At 72.4% G+C, this 3315-nt stretch carries 4 protein-coding genes; 3 read left to right on the top strand and 1 reads right to left on the bottom strand.

The features are described from left to right. Together AB0F11_RS37940 and AB0F11_RS37945 are read left to right on the top strand one after the other, a co-directional pair. On the top strand, window positions 1-95 hold a 95-nt coding region (locus AB0F11_RS37940; RefSeq protein WP_351034276.1), incomplete at its 5' end, for an adenosylhomocysteinase. A gap of 124 nt (window positions 96-219) precedes the next feature. Next, window positions 220-837: a hypothetical protein gene (locus AB0F11_RS37945; protein ID WP_362184394.1), complete on the top strand. Its 618-nt coding sequence runs from the start codon at window positions 220-222 to the stop codon at window positions 835-837. Between the two features lie 13 nt (window positions 838-850). Here AB0F11_RS37945 and AB0F11_RS37950 read toward each other — a convergent pair whose 3' ends face one another. Next, on the bottom strand, window positions 851-1843 hold the full coding sequence (locus AB0F11_RS37950; protein ID WP_362184396.1) for an RDD family protein: 993 nt from the start codon (window positions 1841-1843) through the stop codon (window positions 851-853). A 133-nt stretch (window positions 1844-1976) separates the two neighbouring features. Here AB0F11_RS37950 and AB0F11_RS37955 point away from each other — a divergent pair, with 133 nt between their 5' ends. Then, window positions 1977-2984 (top strand): stage II sporulation protein M, encoded by a 1008-nt coding sequence (locus tag AB0F11_RS37955; protein WP_362184398.1) that lies wholly within the window; start codon window positions 1977-1979, stop codon window positions 2982-2984. Window positions 2985-3315 lie beyond the last annotated feature (331 nt).

The following is a 3315-nucleotide window of genomic DNA, read 5'->3' on the forward strand; positions in this document are numbered from 1 at the left end:
TCGGCGTCAAGCTCACCACGCTCCGCCCGGAGCAGGCCGCGTACATCGGCGTCGACGTGGACGGCCCGTACAAGCCGGACCACTACCGCTACTGATCCCCGGGCCCCGGGATTCCCGGGATCCGCAGTACCGCGATCACCGCGACAGGCCCCCGGCACCCGTGCCGGGGGCCTGCCCCGTCCCCGCCCCCGGACCGCACAACCGCAAGGAACCCCCGCCATGCCCCGCGGCCGCTACTCGCTCCACGACCCCCACGACCACACCCCCCTCGGCGAGGAGCACTTCAACTGCGCCCCCGGCCCCTCCGGTTGGCGCTACGTCTCCCAACTGACCGCCCCCGACGGCGAACACCGCGGCTCGGTCGACCTGGCGATCGACGAACTGGGCCGCCCCATCCGCCTCGAACTGAACGCCGCGAGCTGGCAGGTCCGCGGCGCCGCCATCGACGGCGTCACCTGGGTCCGCTCCGACCCCACCGGCAACGAGGCCACGGAGGGCAACGCCCCCGCCGCCGCGTTCACCGGCACCTCGCCGGCGTTCCTCGTCGCCACGGCCCGCCTGCTGCGCCCGGCCCCCGGCGGCCCCGCGACCCGGGTCCGGCTCGTCGCCCTCACCGACCCGGTGCTGGCGCCCCGTACGGTCGACCAGGCGTGGCAGCACGTCGGCAGCACCACCCACGGCACCGACACCGGCCCGCTCGTCGTCGACGAGTACCGGATCACCGCCCTGGACACCGGCGAGGTCCACACCGTGCACCTGGCCGGGGACGTGGTCCTCTCCGCGCCCGGCATCGAACTCGAACACCTGGAGACCCCGCCCTCGGCCTTCCCGGACTGACAACCCCCGGGCATTACGCGGGCGGGGCGAACCCCGTCTTCCGCACCGGCTCGGCAGCCGGCTGAACGGGAACGGGAACGGGAGCCGGAGCAGGGACGGGAGCCGCCGCCACGGGGACGTACGCCACAGGCGGTACGGGCTGCGGCACGGGGACGTACGCCACAGGCGGTACGGGCTGCGGCACGGCCGGCGGTACGTACGCCCCGCCGGCAGCAACCCCGGGCACCCCGGGCATCCCAGGCACCCCGGGGATCCCCGGCCGCCCGAACGCCCGGGCCGCATCCCGCGACTGCCGCTCGTGCACCACCGCCATCAGGAACGCGGCCGCCGGCACCCCCGCCGGTGCGGGCGCCCCCGTACGCGCGACCAGGTCGTCCGCGAGCTTCGCCGCCATCGCCGCACCCACCTGCGGATCCAGCTGGCCCATCCGCGTCAGGTACTGCCGTATCGCCAGCCACAGCCCGTCCGGCACCGCCGACAGGTCCAGTCCGCCGAACCGCCCGGCCAGCCACGGAGGCGGCGCCGGCACCGGCATCACCGGCGGCCCCGACACCCGCTCCCGTACGACCAGGGTCCCCGCGAACACGTCACCCAGCCGGCGGCCGCGCGCCGACACCAGCGACGCGATGCAGGCGATCGACCCGAACGTGCCGAGCAGCTCCACGACCCCCATGGCCCCGCGCACCAGCGCGTGCCGGAACCGGATCGGGCCGCCGTCGTCGCGGACCACCCGCAACCCGCAGGCCAGCTTGCCGAGCGACCGCCCGTGGCTCAGCGTCTCCACCGCGATCGGCACACCGACCAGCACGAGCACGAAGGACGCGACCGACACCGCGGCCTTGGCGGCCACGTCCATCGAGGCGGTCGCGTAGACCAGCCCGATCGAGATCAGCAGATAGCCGGTGAGGTACACGAGGAGGTCGAGGAAGAACGCCAGCGCCCGGCTGGGCACCCTTGCGGGCCGCAGCCCCAGAACGACCGCGTCCCCCGTCACCAGATCGCTCACGCCGCACACCCTTCCCGTGGCCATGTCGTGGCCGGACCCGCCCCTTGGTCATCCAGTCTGCCAAGCTGACCGCGGAAGAAGTAACGCCGGAGCAGGAGCCACGGGCACCACGGGCAGGGGGAGCGGCAACCGGATGGATCTCGACGTCTTCGTCACGGCCCACCGAGCGGAATGGGACCGCCTGGAACAGCTGCTGGGCCGCGGCCGCAAACTGACCGGAGCCGAGGCCGACGAACTGGTCGCGCTCTACCAGCGCACCTCCACCCACCTCTCCCAGATCCAGTCGAGCACCCCCGACGCCCTGCTCACGGGCCGCCTGACCCAGCTCGTGGCCCGGGCGCGGGCCACGGTCACCGGCGCACGCCGTGCCGGCTGGCGCGATGCGGCCCGCTTCTTCACCGCCGCCTTCCCGGCCGCCGTCTACCGCAGCCGCCGCTGGTGGATACCGACCGCGGTGCTGTCGACGCTGATCGGCGTACTGATCGGCTGGTGGATAGCCGTGCACCCCGAGGTCCAGGCCGCCATCGCGGCGCCGGACGAGCTGAAGGCCATGACGAAGCCCGGGGGCGAGTACGAGACGTACTACTCCAGCCACCCCGCGGCCTCGTTCGCCGCCCAGGTCTGGACGAACAACGCCCAGGCCGCCGCCATGTGCCTGGTCCTGGGTGCGTTCCTGGGCATCCCGGTGCTGTGGGTGCTGTTCCTGAACATGGTCAACCTCGGCGTCGGCATCGGCCTGATGGCGTCGGCCGACCGCCTCGACGTGTTCCTCGGGCTGATCCTGCCCCACGGCCTGCTTGAGCTGACGGCCGTCTTCGTGGCCGCGGGCACCGGGCTGCGCCTCGGCTGGACCGTCATCGACCCGGGCCCGCGCACCCGCCGCGCCGCCCTCGCCGAACAGGGCCGGGCCGCTCTCGGCATGGCCATCGGCCTCGCCGTCGTCCTCTTCGTGTCGGGCCTCATCGAGGGCTTCGTGACCCCGTCCGGCCTCCCCACCTGGGCGCGCATCGCCATCGGCGTCGCCGCCGAGGCCGCGTTCCTGGCGTACGTGTACGTGCTCGGCGGTCGGGCCGCACGCGCAGGCGAGGCGGGCGACGTGGAGGCCGCCGACCGGACGGCAGCGCTCCCCACCGCGGCCTGATGTGCGCATCGGCCTGCGTAGCTGCTAGTCTCCTCGTCGTCCCGGAACGGCCGTTGACACGGTTGCGATGGGGAGGTAGATTCGAACGGTTGCCTCGAACTGGACAAGTTCGGCAGCGATGGTTTAAAATCTCTCTCGCCTCCAGAAGGAATCGCATTCCGCTGGGGCACAGTCGACTCCTTTCCGAGGAAACCGAAGCCGGGAAATCCGGTGGAAAACTTCTGATAGAGTCGGAATCGCCGAAAGGGAAACGCGAAAGCGGGAACCGGAAAGCGAAACCCGCTTCGACCGGGAATCGGACACGAAAGAGTCTGATAGAGTCGGAAACGAA

It is taken from the genome of Streptomyces sp. NPDC032472, from assembly GCF_040636955.1.
Classification (GTDB): domain Bacteria; phylum Actinomycetota; class Actinomycetes; order Streptomycetales; family Streptomycetaceae; genus Streptomyces.